Annotated in this window: 15 protein-coding genes and 2 pseudogenes; 1 reads left to right on the forward strand and 16 read right to left on the reverse strand. The window is 40.2% G+C overall.

The features are described from left to right. Positions 1 to 34: 34 nt before the first annotated feature. The 8 genes and pseudogenes from JQ841_RS10360 to JQ841_RS02740 form a co-directional block, all read right to left on the reverse strand. Positions 35 to 100: pseudogene (locus JQ841_RS10360) on the reverse strand (DUF6773 family protein); the annotation flags it as partial. Next, positions 100 to 351, reverse strand: coding sequence for an HAD family hydrolase (locus JQ841_RS02710; RefSeq protein ID WP_203180095.1), 252 nt, complete (start codon positions 349 to 351; stop codon positions 100 to 102). The gene JQ841_RS02710 and the pseudogene JQ841_RS10360, both read right to left, overlap by 1 nt. A 45-nt stretch (positions 352 to 396) precedes the next feature. After that, positions 397 to 807: a GNAT family N-acetyltransferase gene (locus JQ841_RS02715; RefSeq protein ID WP_203180050.1), complete on the reverse strand. Its 411-nt coding sequence runs from the start codon at positions 805 to 807 to the stop codon at positions 397 to 399. Positions 808 to 916: 109 nt separating this feature from the next. Then, positions 917 to 2167: a hypothetical protein gene (locus tag JQ841_RS02720; protein ID WP_203180051.1), complete on the reverse strand. Its 1251-nt coding sequence runs from the start codon at positions 2165 to 2167 to the stop codon at positions 917 to 919. 31 nt (positions 2168 to 2198) lie between these two features. Next, complete coding sequence (locus JQ841_RS02725; RefSeq protein ID WP_203180052.1) at positions 2199 to 3215, reverse strand: cell wall-binding protein; 1017 nt, start codon at positions 3213 to 3215, stop codon at positions 2199 to 2201. Positions 3216 to 3232: 17 nt separating this feature from the next. Next, the gene (locus JQ841_RS02730) at positions 3233 to 4324 is read right to left on the reverse strand and encodes a DUF6287 domain-containing protein (RefSeq protein ID WP_203180053.1); all 1092 of its coding nucleotides are present in this window, start codon (positions 4322 to 4324) and stop codon (positions 3233 to 3235) included. A gap of 11 nt (positions 4325 to 4335) precedes the next feature. Then, positions 4336 to 4692 (reverse strand): hypothetical protein, encoded by a 357-nt coding sequence (locus tag JQ841_RS02735; RefSeq protein ID WP_203180054.1) that lies wholly within the window; start codon positions 4690 to 4692, stop codon positions 4336 to 4338. Between the two features lie 3 nt (positions 4693 to 4695). Further along, positions 4696 to 7596, reverse strand: coding sequence for an SEC10/PgrA surface exclusion domain-containing protein (locus JQ841_RS02740; RefSeq protein WP_203180055.1), 2901 nt, complete (start codon positions 7594 to 7596; stop codon positions 4696 to 4698). Positions 7597 to 7788: 192 nt separating this feature from the next. Between JQ841_RS02740 and JQ841_RS02745 the strand changes: the two genes are divergently transcribed. Beyond that, positions 7789 to 8718: a helix-turn-helix domain-containing protein gene (locus tag JQ841_RS02745; RefSeq protein ID WP_203180056.1), complete on the forward strand. Its 930-nt coding sequence runs from the start codon at positions 7789 to 7791 to the stop codon at positions 8716 to 8718. Between the two features lie 278 nt (positions 8719 to 8996). Here the strand turns inward: JQ841_RS02745 and JQ841_RS02750 are convergent, their stop codons facing one another. From JQ841_RS02750 to JQ841_RS02785, 8 genes and pseudogenes are all read right to left on the reverse strand, one after another. After that, entirely contained in the window at positions 8997 to 10361 is a 1365-nt protein-coding gene (locus JQ841_RS02750) for an amino acid permease (RefSeq protein ID WP_061424117.1), read from the reverse strand. A gap of 73 nt (positions 10362 to 10434) precedes the next feature. Further along, complete coding sequence (gene greA, locus JQ841_RS02755; protein ID WP_000818768.1) at positions 10435 to 10917, reverse strand: transcription elongation factor GreA; 483 nt, start codon at positions 10915 to 10917, stop codon at positions 10435 to 10437. Positions 10918 to 10977: 60 nt separating this feature from the next. Continuing rightward, positions 10978 to 12672, reverse strand: a complete 1695-nt coding sequence (mltG, locus tag JQ841_RS02760) for an endolytic transglycosylase MltG (protein ID WP_203180057.1) — start codon at positions 12670 to 12672, stop codon at positions 10978 to 10980. A 79-nt stretch (positions 12673 to 12751) separates the two neighbouring features. Further along, entirely contained in the window at positions 12752 to 13246 is a 495-nt protein-coding gene (locus JQ841_RS02765) for a GNAT family N-acetyltransferase (protein WP_203180058.1), read from the reverse strand. Beyond that, positions 13243 to 13705: pseudogene (locus JQ841_RS02770) on the reverse strand (GNAT family N-acetyltransferase). Before JQ841_RS02770 ends, JQ841_RS02765 begins: the two are co-directional and overlap by 4 nt. 9 nt (positions 13706 to 13714) lie before the next feature. After that, positions 13715 to 15049 (reverse strand): UDP-N-acetylmuramate--L-alanine ligase, encoded by a 1335-nt coding sequence (gene murC, locus JQ841_RS02775; protein WP_203180059.1) that lies wholly within the window; start codon positions 15047 to 15049, stop codon positions 13715 to 13717. Positions 15050 to 15059: 10 nt separating this feature from the next. Beyond that, positions 15060 to 15677, reverse strand: a complete 618-nt coding sequence (locus tag JQ841_RS02780) for a divisome accessory protein ZapJ (protein ID WP_203180060.1) — start codon at positions 15675 to 15677, stop codon at positions 15060 to 15062. A 47-nt stretch (positions 15678 to 15724) separates the two neighbouring features. Continuing rightward, positions 15725 to 18823: a pilus expression-regulating Snf2 family helicase gene (locus tag JQ841_RS02785; RefSeq protein ID WP_203180061.1), complete on the reverse strand. Its 3099-nt coding sequence runs from the start codon at positions 18821 to 18823 to the stop codon at positions 15725 to 15727. Positions 18824 to 18865 lie beyond the last annotated feature (42 nt).

The following is an 18865-nucleotide window of genomic DNA, read 5'->3' on the forward strand; positions in this document are numbered from 1 at the left end:
CACATTTTAGCTGGATTGAGAAAAGAGTAACAAGCTATTCTCCACTCTCCAGTTCATCCATGTCTTGCTCAAATTTTTTCTGAGCCCATTCGCCATAGCTCAATGCAATATATAAATGTCATTTTGTAATGTTTTATTAACAAAAAACTCTCTACCACCTAAATGATAGAGAATTTTCTGCTTATTCAATTTTCTCAAAACATCTACAGCATCGTAGGATTTCACATCTAATTTCTCAACTGCGATTGTATTGTCCTCAATATCCTCTAGAAAGACACAATTTGTAGGATTTAACTGGTATTTGTCGAGAATCTCCTTAAATGTTACCCATAGCCACCATCCTACCTCCATACTGATGTCAAGCCCCCCTCTTTGATTTATGATTTCATATTCTCCTTACAAATCCTTTTGGTAGTAATATCTTTTCCCTGTGTAAGGATAGTCTTGTAACCTAAAGACTTCCTTATAGCCATGCTTCTGATAAAAGTCTGGTGCTTGAAACTGGTAAGTATTGACAAATGCAAAACGACAGTTTCGATTCTTAGCTTCACTTTCAGCCTGTTGCAATAGTTTTGAACCGATTCCTTGCCCTCGCAATTCCTCTTTTACAAACAAATACTCAATTTCCAACCAATTTCCAAAAGTCTCTGCTACCAAGCCTGCTAGAAGATTGCCCTTTTCATCTTCAACATAAAGATTCAATGCCTCACTCTCAGCCTCTTCTCTTTTGGAACGGTTATAAGCACGAATCAAATTCCCAATTTCTTGCGCCTTATGAGATTCCTTATTTTCCAATCTAAAGTACATCTAAACCTCCTCGAAAACTGATACAGCTTGATTATAGTCTTATTTCAATAGACTGTCAAACTAGAAAAAACTCACCAATCTGAGTTGATGAGTTTCAAATTTAATACTATCACTGCTTATATTCTTTGAAATTAGAACCAGAAAAATATGATTTCAATTCTTCTAAATCTGTCGTAGTTTTAAACTGCCCTTTTTCTAGTTTATCCATATCTACACTGCCATCTTTTTTGACTCCTGCTGCATAACTATAATCTTTATAATGAGTATCTTTAGATCCATCAGATTTGGTCTCAGTGACCTTATAGAGAATGCTTAAAGATATAATATTTTCATAAGCACTGTCACTTGATGAAAATACTCCTAAGAAGGTTACTTGAGGTTCTAGTGTATAAGAAGATGAAGAGCTATTCTTGTTTTCAGACTTACTGTAGTCATCAATTTTCTTAAGAATGTCCTTTAATTCCTTAATCTCACTGACCTCTTTTAGGCCTGAAACTGGAACTTCAAAACTCTTTTCTGCAGGTACTTTCCCTTCTTTTTTCAATTTATTCAAATAGTAATCACGAACCACAAGTTTGATGCTATCACCATTTTTCAAATCTTTAGGATTAGAATCACCATCAATAGTGAAGATATCTTCTTCGTCTTTTGTTTCAGGAATAGATACTCGACCATAACCATTGAAGCCTTCAAAACTTACAGGTGTCAATTTCAAGAGGTCTTCTTTTGAAACTTTTTCATATTCCTTTAGTGTTTCAACTTTAAATGTTTTCTTTTCAGCTTTAACAGGTGAATTTTGCGAAGTTGTTGTGACTGTAAAAGTCACTTCATCTCCATTTTTTAACTCACTTTTCTTATCAAACTCATAACGAACACTGTTAATCATAGCCTTAGCTAGGGCAGCTTTTGAGGCTAATTGCGGATTGGTTGCTAAAGCCGATAGGGCCACAGGATCATTCTGAGCAAGGGCCTGAGCTTGTTCCTTGTTAAATCCAGCCTTTTTGTAGGATAGTTCCTTAATCATTGCCGCAATCACTTCTTCATTATAAGTCAAAGTCCCTGATTCTGAATATCCTGAAAATTCAACCCTGACTTCTTTTGCTAAACTTTTAGGTTGCCCTTGATAAAAGTTATAGCCTACAAAAGCGATAATTGCAAGTCCAACAACAATCAGTACACCAAGAGTTTCCTTACGTCGTGTCTCAATGATTTGTTTTACTTTATCCACAAATCCTAGCTGACCTGAGACAGGAGCTACAGAATTTGCATTTTCACTTTCTTGTTTGACTATAGGCTCTTGCTCCGAAACTTCTGTGTTATTTGAAGTCTCTTCGTTTACCTTATTTTCCAACTCTTCCACTTAAAATCTCCTTTGTATAACCAAAATGGAATTATTTAATCCATTTACCAGATCCATCTACACGGTAACCATCTGGTGTACGTTCGCTAACAGCCATTTTACCATCTGATTTAAGGTAATAATCTCCTATCCATTTGTTACGAGCGTAGCTTCCTTCTGATGTCAAATAGTAATATGATTTGTAGTTATTGTCATAAATCCACTCACTCTTAGCCATCTTACCATTTGATTTGAGGTAATAACTTCCTGACCAAGCATTACGTGCATAGCTTCCTTCTGATGTCAAGTAATAGTAAGAACCGTAGTTGCCATCATAAATCCATTCACTCTTAGCCATGTAGCCACCTGACTTGAGATAGTAGTTCCCTACCCAAGCATTTTCCACGTACTCACCAGAAGCGTTCAAATAGAAATAAGACTTATACTGTGAATCATAGATCCATTGGCTGATAACTTTTTGACCATTTTGGTAGTAAGAACGACCTACCCAACCATTCTTTCCACTTGGTTGTTCAGGAGTTTTTGGCTCAGATTTTGGTGTTGATGTTGGTTTTAAGTTAACTTTTTCATACTTCACAAATTCTCCATCTTTAATTGTCAATTTAATAGCTCCAACTAAAGTGAAGTAACCTGATTCATGAGAAAGCGTCCAATCTTTAAACGAAACCAGATAAGTACCATCTGGATAAGGGTTCCCATTTCGCAAAGATAAATTAAACTTTGCTCTACCAACATTTTTCTTAGCTTCCCCATTTGTAACTGGATCAATCCTTAAAGTACCGTTTGAAATTAATACTCGTCCTGTATCTGCTTCTAAAACTTCAAAAGACTTTAACAAGCTACTTGAAACAGAGACATCTGGATGATCTCCAACTACTTCCAAGTAAAAGTTTCCATCTAGTCCCTTTTGGGCAGTGACATCAGCATAGACCTTACGGTATTCTGCTGCTTCTACACTGCTTGTTGGGAGCACACTTGTTGTGATAACGCCTGCTGTTACGAGGCTCAACCCCATCACTGATCCTGTCAATACGTGTTTTAGTTTCATCTTTTATTTCTCCTTTTTTATTCACTAACCTTATAATAAAATTCGTTTGGATCGGATAATGCACCTGCATATTGGGCAATCAACAACCGATCCTTGCTACTGTCAGATGCATCTGTATAAGTTGCATCGCCTGCATTAAAGTCTGGATGCACAACTCCTTGCGGAATGAGAGTAACAGATGCACCTCCAGGTCCTGAACTTGATCCCATGCCAAATTTGGCCATATTATTTACAATCTGCGGTGCCGCTGGAGTCAAGACCGCACCATTTGTAAAGCCATTCTCATCAAAAGTGACTTCGCCACCCTTATTATTCTTCCAAGTACCTTTGATACTGCTAAAGTTTTTCTGATGAATCTCAGCCAGATGAGCACCAGGACCCTTAGCCTGCTCCTCTAGGTCAATAAAGGGACGACTAGCTGAAGCATCATCAAAAATCAACCAGTTCAAACCTTCCAAATCAAGCTTTTTAATCCCATCTAGCCCTTGTAAACTTGAAGGATCATCTGTCTCTCTTAAATCATAGTTGACTGAGCTGGCTTCCTGATAACGACCATCTGCAAAGAGATAGGTTTTAGCAATGGCCTCTGGCCTAGAAGCACTGAAAATCAAGTAAGAGATAGTTCCATTTTCATAAGGAATCAAGATTTGACGTTCTCCGCCTCTTCCAGCTACTCCACCAGACTTGACCAGCTGAGCTCCCTGATCTGTCAGATAATAAATCCCAAGTAGAATCTTATCTTGCTTAATCAGCAGTTCTTTCTTCCCATCCTTATTGATATCGTAGAAAGTGTAGCTGATATCTATCCCTTTGTAATCAAACAAAATGGAATCAATATAAGACTCTTCTTTGTCACCTGTCGACTTCTGTGGCATTTGTTGATTTTGCGCTGTCTTAACTCGCTCTCTATAGGAGTCTAAGATATTCTGATAGACGATTTGGTAATCAATCTTGGCTTGTTCAGCTTTTTTCGCTTCTGAAGCACTGGTTTGGACTGTAGCGTCAGACGACTCACCTTCACTCGTCTGGCTAGCTTGCTGCCCACAGGCTGCTAATAAAAGCACTGAGCTAGCCAATAACAAGCCACTTAAGATACTTTTCTTGGACATAATACCTCCTTTTATTTCTTTTTAAAAGATTTACCAGCTAGTATACCAGAAGGATCTGAAGTAATGATCAACTCTCCACCTTTAATCTCATAACCTAGTTTCATTGAAGATAATTCAAAAGTCTTTTCTTTCTGGTTGACCTTCATCTCATCTGTCTGCTCCGTTTGCTGGCCCTCTGTTAGGAAACCAATCGTTTTTCCTTTGGTATGAACTTGTCCCTTATCACCCTTGATTTGGATAGTCACAGTTGCTTCTTCCATAAATGGCATGCTACCTTGATAGACATAAGTCCCATCTGCTGATGAGCAAGCTGCGAGAAGCAATAAGCTCGTCACTAACGATAATACAAATGCAAATTTCTTTTTCAATTTTTATCCCTCTTTTTTCTTTAAAATAATTCCTAATCCTACCAAGAAGCCATATCCTAATAAAGCTAGTAGACTGACTTGACTGCCAGTATTTGGCAATGATTTTTGTCCAGCTTCTTCTTGGGCTGGAGATAGAACTGCAGGCGCTTGGTAGCTTGGTGCAGGCCCAACAGGTTTCACGTTCTGGTCACCATCTTGATCTGGTTTGTCGGCATTCGGTTGGTCACTCGGTCTGTCACCTTTAGGCTCTTGATTTGGTTCTTCACCTTTTGGTTGTTCTACTTTTGGTCGCTCGCCTTTGGGTTCTTCGCCTTTCGGTTGTTCAGCCTTTGGTTCTTCAGCTTTGGGTTCTTCAGCTTTGGGTTCTTCAGCTTTAGGTTGGTCTACCTTAGGTTCTTCTGTCTTAGGCTGTTCTACTTTTGGTCGCTCAACTTTTGGTTCGTCTACTTTCGGCTCATCCTTAGGTAATTGATCAAGTGGAAATTCTGGTAGTTCTGGCTGAATAGCACCTGGACCGTTTACGCCACCTTTAAATTCTGGTTTCTCTGGAATGATAGCGTCGTCGATTGTCTTACGAAGGAGCAATTTTTGATACTCACGTTCTGCTTCGTCTTTGACTTTACGAGCTTTTTCGGCTTCGTCTTCTTTTTGCTTCACGTCACGTTTCAAGTCGTCTACGTGTTTGCAGAGTTCATCCAACTCTTTTGACTTGGCTTTCAATTCTGCTTCTAGTTTGCCTTTTTCTTGGCTCAAACGAAGGGTTTCTGCCAACTTGTCTTTTGCTTTTTGAAGTGCGTCTTCCGCGTCTTTCAACTCTTTGTCTGCTTTCAAACGGTCAATCTTAGCATTTTCCAAGTCTTTGTCTTTTTGCTGACTTTCTGCTAATTTCTTAGCCAATTCTTTGTCCGCTTCGTCTTTTGCCTTGCGAGCTTTTTCCAGACGCAATGATTTGGCATTATCGTCCAGTGTCGCACGTTCTAGCTTACGTTGAGCGTCTTCTGCTTTTTCTTTGGCTTTTTCAAGCTCTTTAACCGCTTCTGCGCGTTTTGATTCTTTAGCTGGTGTTTCAGATACTTCTTTTTCAAGTTCGGCAATGCGTTTCTCAATTTCTTGAAGCTCTGTTTTCACTTGTTCCAAGTTATCTTCAGCCGTCTTCTTATCAGCTTTAGATTTTTCCAATTCCGCTTCTACTTCTTGTTTGCTTTGGAGAGTTGGGGTTGGAAGGTTGGCTTTAGAGTTTGGTCCGTAGAGTTCGTCGTATTTAGATTTTTGGATATCGGTATCATCGTTATCGATGTATTTTTCACCTTTCACTTTTAAAACATGAATACGGAATACATGTGTGAAATCAGGGTCACCAAGGTCAGTTAAAAGCTGTCCACCTTTGATGATTGATGTGTTCAAGCCTAAAGTATCGGCTTGTAGAAGACTATAGAAGTGACCATATCCACCAGTCAAGTATCCTTCTGCAAAGAATGATAAGAATGTTTCTGTCATACGAGCAATGAGTTCTTGTCTAGTCATTTTATCTGAACCCATTGGAATATTCATGAGGTCTTCATAATATTGACTATGAGTATCAACACCTGGATTATCAGATGCAATCAAGCCTCGTTTTCGTGCAACGTCATTAATCCCACGTCCAAAATGGCTAAGGTCTTGGTAGTCATTGTCTTTATAGACTTTAGCGACTTCTTTGGCAAACTCTTTATTATTTGTGTTGAGTTTTGCTTCTGGTAAGTCTAATTGTTTACGAAGGTTGTTTAAAAGAGTAACAAAATGGTTGTTTAAGTCATTAACGATATCTTGAGGAAGGTTATTTGGGTCATATTTGACATCATTTTCTCCGTCTTTGATTCCATTTTCACTAATGCTACCGATTTTTTCCATCCATTTTTCATTTGTTTCACGGTCTAGTTCAGTCAACTCTTCTTCTAGTCGGCGAATATCTTTACGATATTGTTCCAACCAAACGTTATAGCGAGCGTTCCATTCTTCATCCGCTTTGTCGATTTGGTCTGCATCCATACCGTCCATATTTGGATATGGTTCTGGGTATTTATCCATACGACGTTTGATAAGCTCTTTGGCTTTAGCAAGCCATTCTGGAGTTGCGGTTACATCTGTCGGATATTGTGCTGTTTTTAGTTTTTCTTCAGCATCTTTTACGGCTTTTTCCGCGTCTTTGACTGCGCCTTCTTTTGCCGTTTTATCCGCTTCTTTGTCTGCTTTGTTTTGGCGTTCTTGAACTTTCTTAGCTTCACGCGTTTTGTCGTCTTCTTTTGCTTTTTCAAGCTCTGTTTCCGCATCACGTTTAGCTTTATCTTTTACAAGAACATCTTTATCCGCGTCATCTTTTTCTTTTTGAGCCTTGTCTTTCGCTGCTGGGTCATAGTCATCTGTCGCGTCTTTCAACTCTTTGTCAGCCTTTTCGACACCTGTACGGGCCTTATCAAGTTCTTCTTTAGCGAGTTTGGCTTCATCAGACTTTTTAGTCACTTGGTCTGCCTTATCTTTGGCTTCGGCTTCTTTGTCGGCTTTAGCCTTTTCTTTAGCGTCTACATCTTCTGTTTCCTTTTGGATTTTCTCAGGTGTAGCGCTTTTTGCCTTTTCAAGGTCTTTTTCAATGGCTTCTTTTTCAGCTTTCTTAGCGTCTTTGTTTTTTTGCGCCTTGTCAAGCTCGTCTTTGGCTTGACTGGCATCTTTTGCTTTTTGGTCAGCATCTTTAGCGGTATCTACAGCACGTTTTTCAGCGTCAGATAGGTCTTTGTCTGTGACCTTATCATTGACAGTAGCCTTAACTATGCTTTCAGTCGAGGCTTCTGTGGCAAAGACTGTTTGAGTTGTGGTAACGACTCCCAAACCAGCCACTGTAGCAGTTGTTATAAGCAGGGACTTTTTCATCCTTATCTCCTTTATTTTTGATTGACTTGATTATACAGTAAATAATCCCCTTTTTGGATATTTCTACTGAAAACAGTAGAATTTTATCCCTCACCCAGGATTTTTCAAAAAATTCTACTAAAAACAGTAGTTTTTTTCAAAAATAGAAAAATTTAAGTTATAATAAAACCAATAAAGCTCAAGGAGAACATTATGGAATCAAATCACTATGGAGAAATCGTTTATAAAATCCGTCAAGATCGCAATATGAGCCTTAAAGAGGCTGCTGGAGATGCCATTACTCCCAACAACCTCAGTCGTTTTGAAAAAGGTTTGGCTACCGTTAAAGTTGATACTTTTTTTGAATTACTAGCTAACCTTAACTTTGATTTGGAAGACCTTTCAAATATATTATTAATTCACCAAGCAGATCACCAAAAAATAAAAGCAGTTGTTTTTGCGCTCAATAACAATGATTTAACAAAAGCAAAACAAATACTCGGAAAAAAGAGTGATTGGAATAATATTTTAAACTATTACTTAGTAAAATTAGCTACTATTGATCAGGTAAAAACATTAGACAATATTACAGCTGACGAGTTAGAAGCTATTAACTACCTGAAAGAGTATATCATAAGTTTAGATACTCTCTACGCTTATGATTTGACTATTATTACTACTTTACTTAGTTTCAAAATTGAATTGTTTGAGATAGGATTCCTTGAACACGTCGAAAAAACTATCGTTAAAGCATTGGAAGATTCCAAAAATAAACCAATAGATTTTACACACACTCATTCTCAAACGGCTATACTTTTGGTTCGAACATACTCTCGCTATGGCTACTACGATAAAGCAGAAATACTCATCTATAAGTTAAAATTATTCCTGACCCAAGGGGTACCTTTTTCTTCAGTATTATTACTCAATCTATTTCATTTAAACATGTATGAAGTTTACAATCTACTTCGACAAAATAACCCTAAAGGTATTGAACTAGCTAATAATGTTCTTCACTACATTGATGCCCAAAACAACCTCTTCCCACTAGCAAGTATGTTTGACAAAAAGAACACTTTCGTCAAAGAAGTTCAACGATTAAATAAAACTGGTATTCCATTTTCTACAGAAGATGAGGAATAACTATTAACAGTAATAAGCAACAAAATGTTTATAACTTTATACTCAATGAAAATCAAAGAGCAAACTAGGAAGCTAGCCGCAGGTTGCTCAAAACACTGTTTTGAGGTTGTAGATAGAACTGACGAAGTCAGTAACACATATATACGGAAAGGCGACGCTGACGTAGTTTGAAGAGATTTTCGAAGAGTATTAAAGCACCAAAGTCACTTTAGACCTTGGTGCTTTTTTGGCTTGATCTCAAAGAAAAACTCACCAACCTAAGCTGATGAGTTCATGATTTATTTTCTAAATTTCCACTGGCTATAAATCCCGAAACCGATAATCCAGATAGCTGATCCGATTGCTCCGACAAATGTAGACTCTTGTAAAAAGAGGGTTACAAAGACAAAGACAAAGAAGAGCATGGTTAAGGGATTTAGGAAACGATAATGAGGCATGAGGTAGCCATCTGCCATAAAGTCTGGTGACTTGCGGTATTTAAGGTGAGCCACCATAATCAAGATATAAATGGCGATATAGACACCTGATGATGATGCCGTAATCAAGGCAAAGGCATCCGAAACACCTGGCAAGACGTTGATAAATGCTGCTAGGGCAATCAAGATTGCTGAAGCGATGATGGCATTTTGTGGCACATTGTGTCGAGAAAGAGTATCTGCCTTGATCGCTTTTAAGAATGGATTTGGCGAATCATGGGCAATCTGGTACAAATGACGACCTGTTGAATAAAGGGTCGAGTTAAGAGCAGATGCTGCTGATGTCAAAACGACAAAGTTAATCAAGGCTGCCGCCCACTTGATACCAGCTAATTCAAATACAGTAACAAAAGGTGAATCAGCAGAAGCAAGCTCACGCCAAGGAATGATAGCCATGATGGCTAAGAGGGCACCACCGTAGAAAAAGGCGATACGCAAAGGAATTTCCTTAACGGCTTTTGGCAAGACCTGACGTGGATTTTTGGTTTCAGAAGTTGTGACCCCGATAAACTCAATCATGAGATAGGCAAAGAACACCATCTGGAAGGCCATGACAAAGTTGACTCCACCATTTGGGAAGAGGGAGAAATTGTCCGCAATATTAGCCAAACTTGCTACACCATGAGGTGTCTTAAAGCCTGTCAAGACCATAAAGACTCCTGTGGCAATCATGGCTAAAATAGCCACAATCTTGACCATCGCAAACCAAAACTCAACTTCTCCAAAGAGCTTAACCGCAATCAGATTGACCAAGGCTAAAATGGTCAAAAATCCAATCTCAATCATCCAACTTGGCCAGCTAGGGAACCAGAACTGAACATAGTGAGAGATGGCTGTGATTTCCGCCATACCGATAAAGACAACGGATAGCCAGTAAGACCAAACTGAGAAATAACCCCAGCCCTTGCCCAAATGGCGTGTGATAAAGTTGATAAAGGTATGTTGCTCAGGATCCTGATAGAGCATTTCCCCAACCGCACGCATCATGAGGAACATGAAAGCCCCAGTAATCATATAAATCAGAACAATGGAAGGACCTGTTAGGCTAATAGAGCGACCTGCTCCCAAAAAGAGTCCTGTTCCGATTGTTCCTGCAATGGCCATAACCTGCACGTGACGATTGGTCAGACCACGCTCCATCTTATTTTTTTTCTTCTTTGAACTCATATCGTCTCCAATTCAATTTAAAATGGAAAAAGGAGTGAGTGAAGCGCACAGCCTCCCCACTCCTTTTCTGTTTTTAGGCTGTTTTTTCAACCTTCAAGATTTTTACATCGTAGCTACCAACAGGTGTTTCAATGGTTGCTGTGTCACCTGTTTTCTTACCAATCAAGGCTTGTCCAATTGGGCTTTCATTTGAGACTTTACCTGCAAAGGCATCCGCACCGGCTGAACCTACGATAATATAAACTTCTTCTTCGTCCTCACCAATTTCTTGGATAGTGACTGTTTTACCAATCGCTACTTCGTCTTGGGCAACTGAGTCGCTATTGACGATTTCAGCATAACGGATTTTTGTTTCCAAGCTAGAAATTTGTCCTTCGACAAAGGCCTGTTCATCCTTAGCTGCTTCGTATTCACTGTTTTCAGAAAGGTCACCGTATGAACGGGCAATCTTAATGCGTTCTACCACTTCTGGTCGGCGGACCAATTTCAATTCTTCTAATTCTTTTTCAAGTTTTTCCTTTTCCTCAAGGGTCATAGGATATGTTTTTTCTGCCATTTTTCTCAACTTTCTTTCGGTAGTGTTGAATCTCTATCTGAGATTCTCATGTTTGTAGTCTTAGTTTGAACTACTATTTTGAGTAAGTTTACTATTAACGTGCTCAGCTACATTACGATCATGTTCTTCCTGAGTAACCGCGTAATAGACTTTACCATCTGTAACATTGGCTACAAAGTAGAGGTTCTCACTCTTCGTTTGGTTGATACTTGCCTCAATCGCGTCCTGACTTGGACTATCCACTGGACCAGGCATCAAACCAGGTTTTGTATAAACATTGTATGGTGAATTAATTGATGTATCAATTCCAGCATCATCTGCTAGGCTAATATTTTGACCGAGTTTACCTTGGGCATACAAGATTGCAATATTGCTTTGAAGTGGCATACCAAGGTTCAAGCGATTGTAGAAAACACCTGCAATCAACTTACGATCTTCAGTCTTAGCACCCTCTTTTTCAACAAGAGAAGCAATGGTTAGCAATTCATTGACTGTCAAGTTTTTAGACTTAATTGCACTATAGTGCGGAGTCAAAGTCTTATCCATAGCAGCCAACATCTCATCAATCAAGCTTTCAATAGTTGTGCTTTCCTTGATAGAGTAGGTTGCTGGGAAAAGATAACCTTCCAAACGGTAACGAGCTCCACTTTCTTTTGTCGGCAAGCTTTCGAGTAGGTTTGGATATTTAGCAGCTTCTTGACTGATAAAGTTATCATCTTGAACCTTAGCCAAGAAAGCATCCGCAGTCAAAGGCTCTTTAAATTCACCTTGTAATTGGCCTACAGCTTGGGCAATTTGCTCAATTGTATAGCCCTCTGGAATAGTCAAATCTGCAAGTGAAGGTTCTTGAGGTTCAGGAGTACCACCTTTTTGAAGTTCCTTGATGATATCCTCTGTACTCATGCTCTTTTGCAAATTGTAATATCCAGCCTTCAGATCTGAATAATTCTTATATTTAGCATAAAAAGCAAAAATCACTCCGTGTTTAATCACACCAGAATGTTCAAGTGCTGATCCAATCTCTTGGACATTGGATCCTTCTGGGATTTGAACCGTTACATATTCCTTAGAATTTGCATCAACTGGTAATAAAGATGATTGAACATACTGGTAACCGAAGTAACCACCTGCTGAAATCAAGGCAAGGAAAATCAATAGAGAAATGAAGAAAGCTTTCAAATGTGATTTTTTCTTCTTAACAGGTTTAACAGTCTCACGACGACTACGACGTGGAGTTTCAGAAATCACGTCAACAGCTTCCGCTTCGACGACCGGTTCAGGTCTTGGCGCTTCTGCTTGTGTCTCTTTTTGTTCTTCGGTTCTATAAGAAACAGCTACTCTTGTTGGAGTTGTGTTCAAATCTCTTTCGGCCTTTTGTGGACGATTGACATCTGGTCCTGGAACCGGTCTTGATGGACTTGCTTCAGCTGGTGAAGCTGGAACATCTTGACTAGGGTGACTAGGAACGATTGGAGCTTCCTCTCTTAGTTCCTCCGCCGGTGATGCAGGCACATCTTCACTAGGATGCTGTGGAACACGTGGTGCATTCTCCATAATTTTTTCAACAGCTGATAGGGATGCATTCATCACTTCTTCATCAGCGATTTTTGTGTCAGGGACAGACAAAGCTGATTTTTTTTCATCAAGCTCAGCGGCCTCTTGACGAATCCCTTCATAACTTTTTACTTTTTCTAAATCACGTAAAATCTGCTCTTTAAAGCTTAATTTTTCGTCTTCTCTTGGCTTTTCACTCAAAAGTTTATCCTCCTCGTTGACAATCCATAATATTATATCTTAAAAACGAAAGAAAAGCAACCTAGCATGCTTTTCTAGCTTATTTTTTAGCTTCCCAGACCATATCATACCAAGTTTCCCCTGCAAAGGTTGACTGAGACTGGCCTTCATTGACAAATCCATGTTTTTCGTAGTAGGTGATGAGATAGTCATGACATGTGAGGTTAATACCTTCTCTTTCATGTTCAAGAGCCAGTTCTTTCAAGGCTGTTAGTAATTTCTGACCAAGTCCAAGGCCCTGTGCCTCCTCGGCAATAGAAAGACAGGTCACAGAGATATAACCACCAGGTTCATGACTATAATCTTCTATCTCTTCTGTAAAAGACTGATCTTGCAGATGACGGTATGGTCCAACTGGCCCTTCTATATACCCAATAATCTTACCCTCTTTTTCTGCAACCAGAAAAGAGGTCTGAATTTCTCGCAAATGCGCCTCAAAAACAGAGTGAGGAATGGCTTCTTCAACCGAGAAATTTTCTAGTTCAATCTCAACGATACGATCCAAATCTTCTAATCTTGCTTGTCTGATTTTCATTGTGCCTCCAGATAAAAGGGATTAAACCAAATCATACTAAAACCCTGGCTAGTTGCATAAAGCGAAGTTTCTTCATCAATAAAACCGTTCATTTCAAAATAGGAAAGCAACTCATCAGGACTCTTCAAACAAATAGCTTTGTAATCCAGCTCAACCGCCACCTCTTTCAAAGCCGCAAGAAGAAGCGTGCCCAAGCCCTGTCTCTGATGTCCAGACTCAATGACTAAAGAATGCATTTCTAGACATTGCGGATTATGTGGCTGAGGACCACCTAGAACATAGCCTAGAAGCTGATTTTCATCCCTAGCTAGAAGAAAGGTATCCGCATACTTACGGATACCTTTCTTCTAAAATATGGGAAGGTTGCTGCTTTTCAACTGGAAAAGATAAAGCCTGAAGTTCCTCTATCTCAGCCAAATCAGACTTACTTGCCTGAATGATCTTAATTGGAATTTCCATGGGAAAATCCTATTGAACATTGCTTGTCAAGTTAGACAAGAGTCGCTCAAATGAGTATTCATAGGTTTGGATATCTCCTGCTCCCATAAAGACATAGACAGCATTGTCATGGTCTAGGAGTGGAGAAACATTTTCAACAGTGATCACTTGGTGTTTCTTATTGATTTTATTGGCTAGGTCTTCTACCTTAACATCACCATGGTCTACTTCACGAGCAGATCCATAAATTTGCGCTAGATAAACAGCATCAGCCTGGTTCAAAGCGTGGGCAAATTCGTCCAACAGGGCAATAGTTCTAGTAAAGGTATGCGGTTGGAAGACTGCTACGATTTCCTTACTTGGGTATTTTTGACGAGCCGCATCCAAAGTAGCAATGATTTCTGTTGGATGGTGGGCAAAGTCATCGATAATAACTGTGTCATTGACAATTTTCTCAGTGAAACGACGCTTAACACCGGCAAATGTTTTCAAGTGTTCACGTACCAAGTTCAAATCAAATCCTGCTGTGTAAAGAAGACCAATAACGGCTGTCGCATTCATGATATTGTGACGACCAAAGGTTGGAATGTGGAATTGTCCCAACTCTTGTCCACGGAAGTGAACGGTGAAGGTTGAACCCGTTGTTGAACGAAGAAGGTCGCTAGCTACAAAGTCATTTCCTTCAGCTTCAAAACCATAATAGTAGATTGGTGCATCAGACGTAATTTTACGTAATTCTTCATCTTCACCATAGACAAAGAGACCCTTAGTAATTTGTTTAGCATAGTCGTTAAAGGCATTGAAAACATCCTCTAGACTTGTGAAATAGTCTGGATGGTCAAAGTCAATGTTGGTGATGATAGAGTATTCTGGGTGGTAAGGCATGAAGTGACGCTCATATTCGTCAGATTCAAAGACGAAATATTTGGCATTGGCTGAACCGCGACCTGTCCCATCTCCAATCAAGAAGCTAGTGTCCGTGATGTGAGACAAAACGTGAGACAACATACCTGTCGTTGAAGTTTTTCCATGCGCTCCTGCTACTCCCATGCTAACAAAATCGCGCATAAAGCTACCTAGGAACTCATGGTAACGTTTGTAGCTGATGCCATTTTGGTCTGCATAAGCAATTTCGACGTTGTTATCTGGACGAAAGGCATTTCCAGCGATAATTTCCATATCTCCGTCTAGATTCTTTTCATCAAAAGGAAGAATGGTAATCCCTGCCTGCTCAAGACCGCGTTGAGTAAAGTAGTACTTTTCAACATCTGATCCCTGTACCTTATGCCCCATTTGGTACAACATCAAGGCCAAGGCACTCATCCCTGATCCCTTAATTCCGATAAAATGATATGTCTTTGACATGTTTTCTCCCCTATTCCGTAATTCTTGTCAGATTCAACTCTTGGGCAACCTGACGTTCTTGTTCTTTTTGTTGATTCTTTTTATTGTAGATTTGGCTCTTCTTCAGAAAATCATAGTTGTTTTTCTTTGGGCCTGTAGTTTCTGTTTTCTCTGTTTGAGTAGAAATGTGGCTCACTTCTTCCGCCAAGATGTAATGAGACTGGGTCAATTTTTGGCTATATTTGACAAATTCACCAGGATTTTCCTTTTGGAAAGGCGCTGTCGGTTGATTGCCCTGTCTAACTGGACTTGGCTGAGAGTGGCGTCTTGTAGGAGGGATGTCCTTGGTCAGATAGCTTGCTGAGCGTTTCTTTTTCAAGTCTGCACGCGCTTCTTCACGCGCCACCTCCGCATAGCTCTTTCCTTCTTTCTTAACCCCTAAACCAGCCTTTTTAGGTTTCTCTACCTGTTTTTCAATCGGTTTAACTGGTTTTTCTTCAGTAATAGGAGCCCACTCCAGATAATTCTTATCACGGTATTCTCCCTTGATATTACTGATAAAGTCAGATTCATCATACAGGTCCATGACTGGCATCTCAGTCAGCATGACCTCATCATCTGACACTAATGGAAATCGTTCTTCTCTCATTTTCTATTTCCTTTCAACACTTCATTATAGCGTATTGTCTTGATTTTTCAAGTGCTGGCTTCAGAAATTCCCAAAATTTCTCGAATTTCTGCTAGGGTCAGACTGCCACGTGACTCTGTTCCATCCAATACTTGTGACACCAGATGTTTCTTTTGTTCTTGGAGTTCCTGAATTTTTTCTTCAATGGTTCCCTTAGTCACCAAACGATAGACCTCAACCGTTTCTTCCTGCCCCATCCGATGGGCACGGCCAATGGCTTGCGCCTCAACCGCAGGATTCCACCAAAGGTCAACCAAGATAACCGTATCAGCACCTATCAGGTTCAGACCGACCCCACCAGCCTTGAGGGAAATTAGAAAGGCATCTCTTTCCCCTTGGTTAAAGGCCTTGGTCATATCTTGTCTTTCCTTGGCTGGGGTTGAACCTGTAATTTTAAAAGATGTCAAACCCAAATCTGGCAATTCTTGCTCAATTTTCTCTAACATTCCCTTGAACTGCGAGAAAATCAAGACACGGTGTCCGCTGTCCGCCACCTGCACCAGCAGGTCTCGTAGACTATCCAATTTGCCACTGGCTCCCTGATAATCCTCCATAAAGAGGGCAGGCGTATCACAGATTTGACGCAAGCGCATCAAACCAGATAAGATTTCCACACGACTTCGCTGAAATTCCTGATCTGACACTTGAGCCAGGCGGTCTCGCATCTGTTGCAACTGGGCTAGGTAAATAGCCTTTTGCTGGTCTTCCAGTTCATTCTTATAAACCACTTCAATCAAGTCTGGCAATTCCGTCAGAACTTCTTCTTTCTTGCGTCGCATGACGAAAGGCTTGATAAACTGAGCTACGCGCTCAGCTGGCAATTTCATAAATTCTTTCTTGCTTGGCAAAAGTCCTGGCATAACGATTTGGAAAATAGACCACAACTCACCTAAATGATTTTCAATAGGAGTTCCTGACAAGGCAAAGACCGACGGCACCACAAATTGTCTCAAGGTCTGGGCAATCTTGGTCTGGGCATTTTTCATGACCTGAGCCTCATCTAAGAAAAGGAAGTCAAAGGCCATCCCTAGATAAAGTTCACTGTCCTGACGGAAGGTAGCATAGCTCGTCACATAGATTTGATGGCTTTCAGCAAGAATCTCTTCACGACTCGTTTTCAAACCATGAACAACAGCCACATCCAACTGTGGGGCAAACTTCTGAAATTCATCTGCCCAATTGTAAATCAAACCTGACGGAGCGAGAATCAAGACTCGACTTTCTTTTGTCACTTGACTGGTCAAAAAAGCAATGGTCTGAAGGGTTTTCCCCAATCCCATATCATCAGCCAGAATCCCACCAAAACCATAATGATGGAGCATTTGCAACCAGCCGATTCCCTTTTCCTGATAATCTCGCAAATCAGCCTGAACTTGAGTTACTTGTCTAGGGAAGTCCTCTGGATGCGTCAAATCGTGGGCCAAATTCTGGAATTCTTGTGAAAAAGAAACACGATCTCGCCCTTCAAAGAGATGAGCTAAACTGTAGGCCAAAGATTTTCGAGCCTGCAAGGAGCCATCTTTTAGTTCAAACTGCCCCAGTTCCTGTAAATTTTGGCGAATCTTCTTGGTTTCTTCATCGAAAAAGTAGACTTGGTTGGACGAATCAATATAAAAATCTTGATTGTCAACCAAGGCCTGCATGGCTTGGTCAATTTCCTCTTGGGCAATATCTTGAAAATCAAACTGGATTTCCAAGAGACCTCCCTTGGAAGCAATCTGCACTTGAGGGCTCGCTAGGTTATAGAGCTCTTCTAACTTGTCTGATAGGTCAACATCCCCGAGTTTTTCAAAGACTGGAATGATGTCATGGAAAAAATGATAGACAGACTCGGCTTTTAAGGCCTGACGCCAAGATTGAAAGTCTGCTTCAAAACCTGCAACCAAACAGACTTGGAAAATTCTTTCTTCTAAGTCAGCATCACTCGAAAAAGGTAATTCTTCTAGCTCTTGTCGGCTAGATACCTGTCTATTTCCATAATCAAACTGAATCTCTAAACGAATTCGATTATCCTCTTCCCTGTCAAAGTAAAAAGAGGGTGCAAAAGTTTTGATTTGTAGACGTTCTGGAGCTGAAACGATGCCCATCTGGCCAAAGAGCGTTAGACAGGAAGCCAATTTATCTCGGTCACTACTATCAAATTGCAGGTATTTCTTTCCATGCTGATCCAAAGGCAACGCTTTGATTTCCTTGAGAAGACGTATCTGCTGGTCTGTTAGAAAATAAACCTGTCCTTTATGAAACAACACAGCTCCCTGATAAAAGACATTTACCCTAGGACTCTCACTGATTTCCATTTCAAAATAGTCCGAGTATTCTGTTACTGTAAAGGCAAAGAGATTGGCATCAGCATGCATATCCTGAAAAAGTAGATTCTGATAGCTATCCACTTGATGGTCAAATTGAAAATGTGGCAAGGTCATCAATAAATTCACACCCTGCTCAAAAAAGGTCAGAGGGAAAAAGAGGTGCCGACCTTGGTTTTGGAAAAAGAGGTCTGGAGCCTGTCCTTCCTCCACTAGTCCCCGCAAGAAAGTCAAAAGTTCTTGGCTGGCCTCATCAAAGGATTCCCAAGAAAGAGACTCCTCATAAGTTTTGCCAATCATATAAGGCTTTCTCTTCTCGACAACTTTTAAAAAGAGTGGAATATCGCGAATGACATAGTATTTTTGGCTATTGATTTGCCCGATTCTCAACGTCCACAAGATATGATTGGTTCCTGCTTCCACCTGACCCACAGCCGATAATTCATAGGCTCGTTCTGATTTTGGAGACAAGATTCGATCCAAAAACTTGCCACCCAAGGTCACCTTGGTTTCAACGGCCTCTTTTTCTTCATGACCTTCTTCCAGACTCTGCAAGATTTCCTGACCACGCTCATCATTTTTCAAAAAATGCTCCAGCGCCGCCAAATGCACACAGTAGCCCCTCTTTTGGAAAAAATCGCAGGCACAAAAAACCAAATCATCCTCTAAACTATAGCGCAGTTCTTCTTCTGCAACGCGAGCATAGAGCCGATTGTTCTTTTCCTTGATGATGTCAACCTTACCGGTTTCATAAAGGGCAACGCCTTCGATACGGACCTTCCCCGGAATCAATTTAGCCATATTTTCACCTTTACCTTATCTTTTTATTATACCATATTTTCG

The sequence above is a fragment of the Streptococcus mitis genome (genome assembly GCF_905187535.1).
Classification (GTDB): domain Bacteria; phylum Bacillota; class Bacilli; order Lactobacillales; family Streptococcaceae; genus Streptococcus; species Streptococcus mitis_BS.

What these genes read in the sequence shown, in the direction of transcription:
- JQ841_RS02740 (WP_203180055.1), bottom strand. Translation starts at nt 7,596, where the DNA reads ATGAAAAAGTCCCTGCTTATAACAACTGCTACAGTGGCTGGTTTGGGA.
- JQ841_RS02785 (WP_203180061.1), bottom strand. Translation starts at nt 18,823, where the DNA reads ATGGCTAAATTGATTCCGGGGAAGGTCCGTATCGAAGGCGTTGCCCTT.
- JQ841_RS02725 (WP_203180052.1), bottom strand. Translation starts at nt 3,215, where the DNA reads ATGAAACTAAAACACGTATTGACAGGATCAGTGATGGGGTTGAGCCTC.
- JQ841_RS02745 (WP_203180056.1), top strand. Translation starts at nt 7,789, where the DNA reads ATGGAATCAAATCACTATGGAGAAATCGTTTATAAAATCCGTCAAGAT.
- JQ841_RS02730 (WP_203180053.1), bottom strand. Translation starts at nt 4,324, where the DNA reads ATGTCCAAGAAAAGTATCTTAAGTGGCTTGTTATTGGCTAGCTCAGTG.
- JQ841_RS02780 (WP_203180060.1), bottom strand. Translation starts at nt 15,677, where the DNA reads ATGAGAGAAGAACGATTTCCATTAGTGTCAGATGATGAGGTCATGCTG.
- JQ841_RS02765 (WP_203180058.1), bottom strand. Translation starts at nt 13,246, where the DNA reads ATGAAAATCAGACAAGCAAGATTAGAAGATTTGGATCGTATCGTTGAG.
- greA (WP_000818768.1), bottom strand. Translation starts at nt 10,917, where the DNA reads ATGGCAGAAAAAACATATCCTATGACCCTTGAGGAAAAGGAAAAACTT.
- JQ841_RS02750 (WP_061424117.1), bottom strand. Translation starts at nt 10,361, where the DNA reads ATGAGTTCAAAGAAGAAAAAAAATAAGATGGAGCGTGGTCTGACCAAT.
- murC (WP_203180059.1), bottom strand. Translation starts at nt 15,049, where the DNA reads ATGTCAAAGACATATCATTTTATCGGAATTAAGGGATCAGGGATGAGT.
- JQ841_RS02710 (WP_203180095.1), bottom strand. Translation starts at nt 351, where the DNA reads ATGGAGGTAGGATGGTGGCTATGGGTAACATTTAAGGAGATTCTCGAC.
- JQ841_RS02715 (WP_203180050.1), bottom strand. Translation starts at nt 807, where the DNA reads ATGTACTTTAGATTGGAAAATAAGGAATCTCATAAGGCGCAAGAAATT.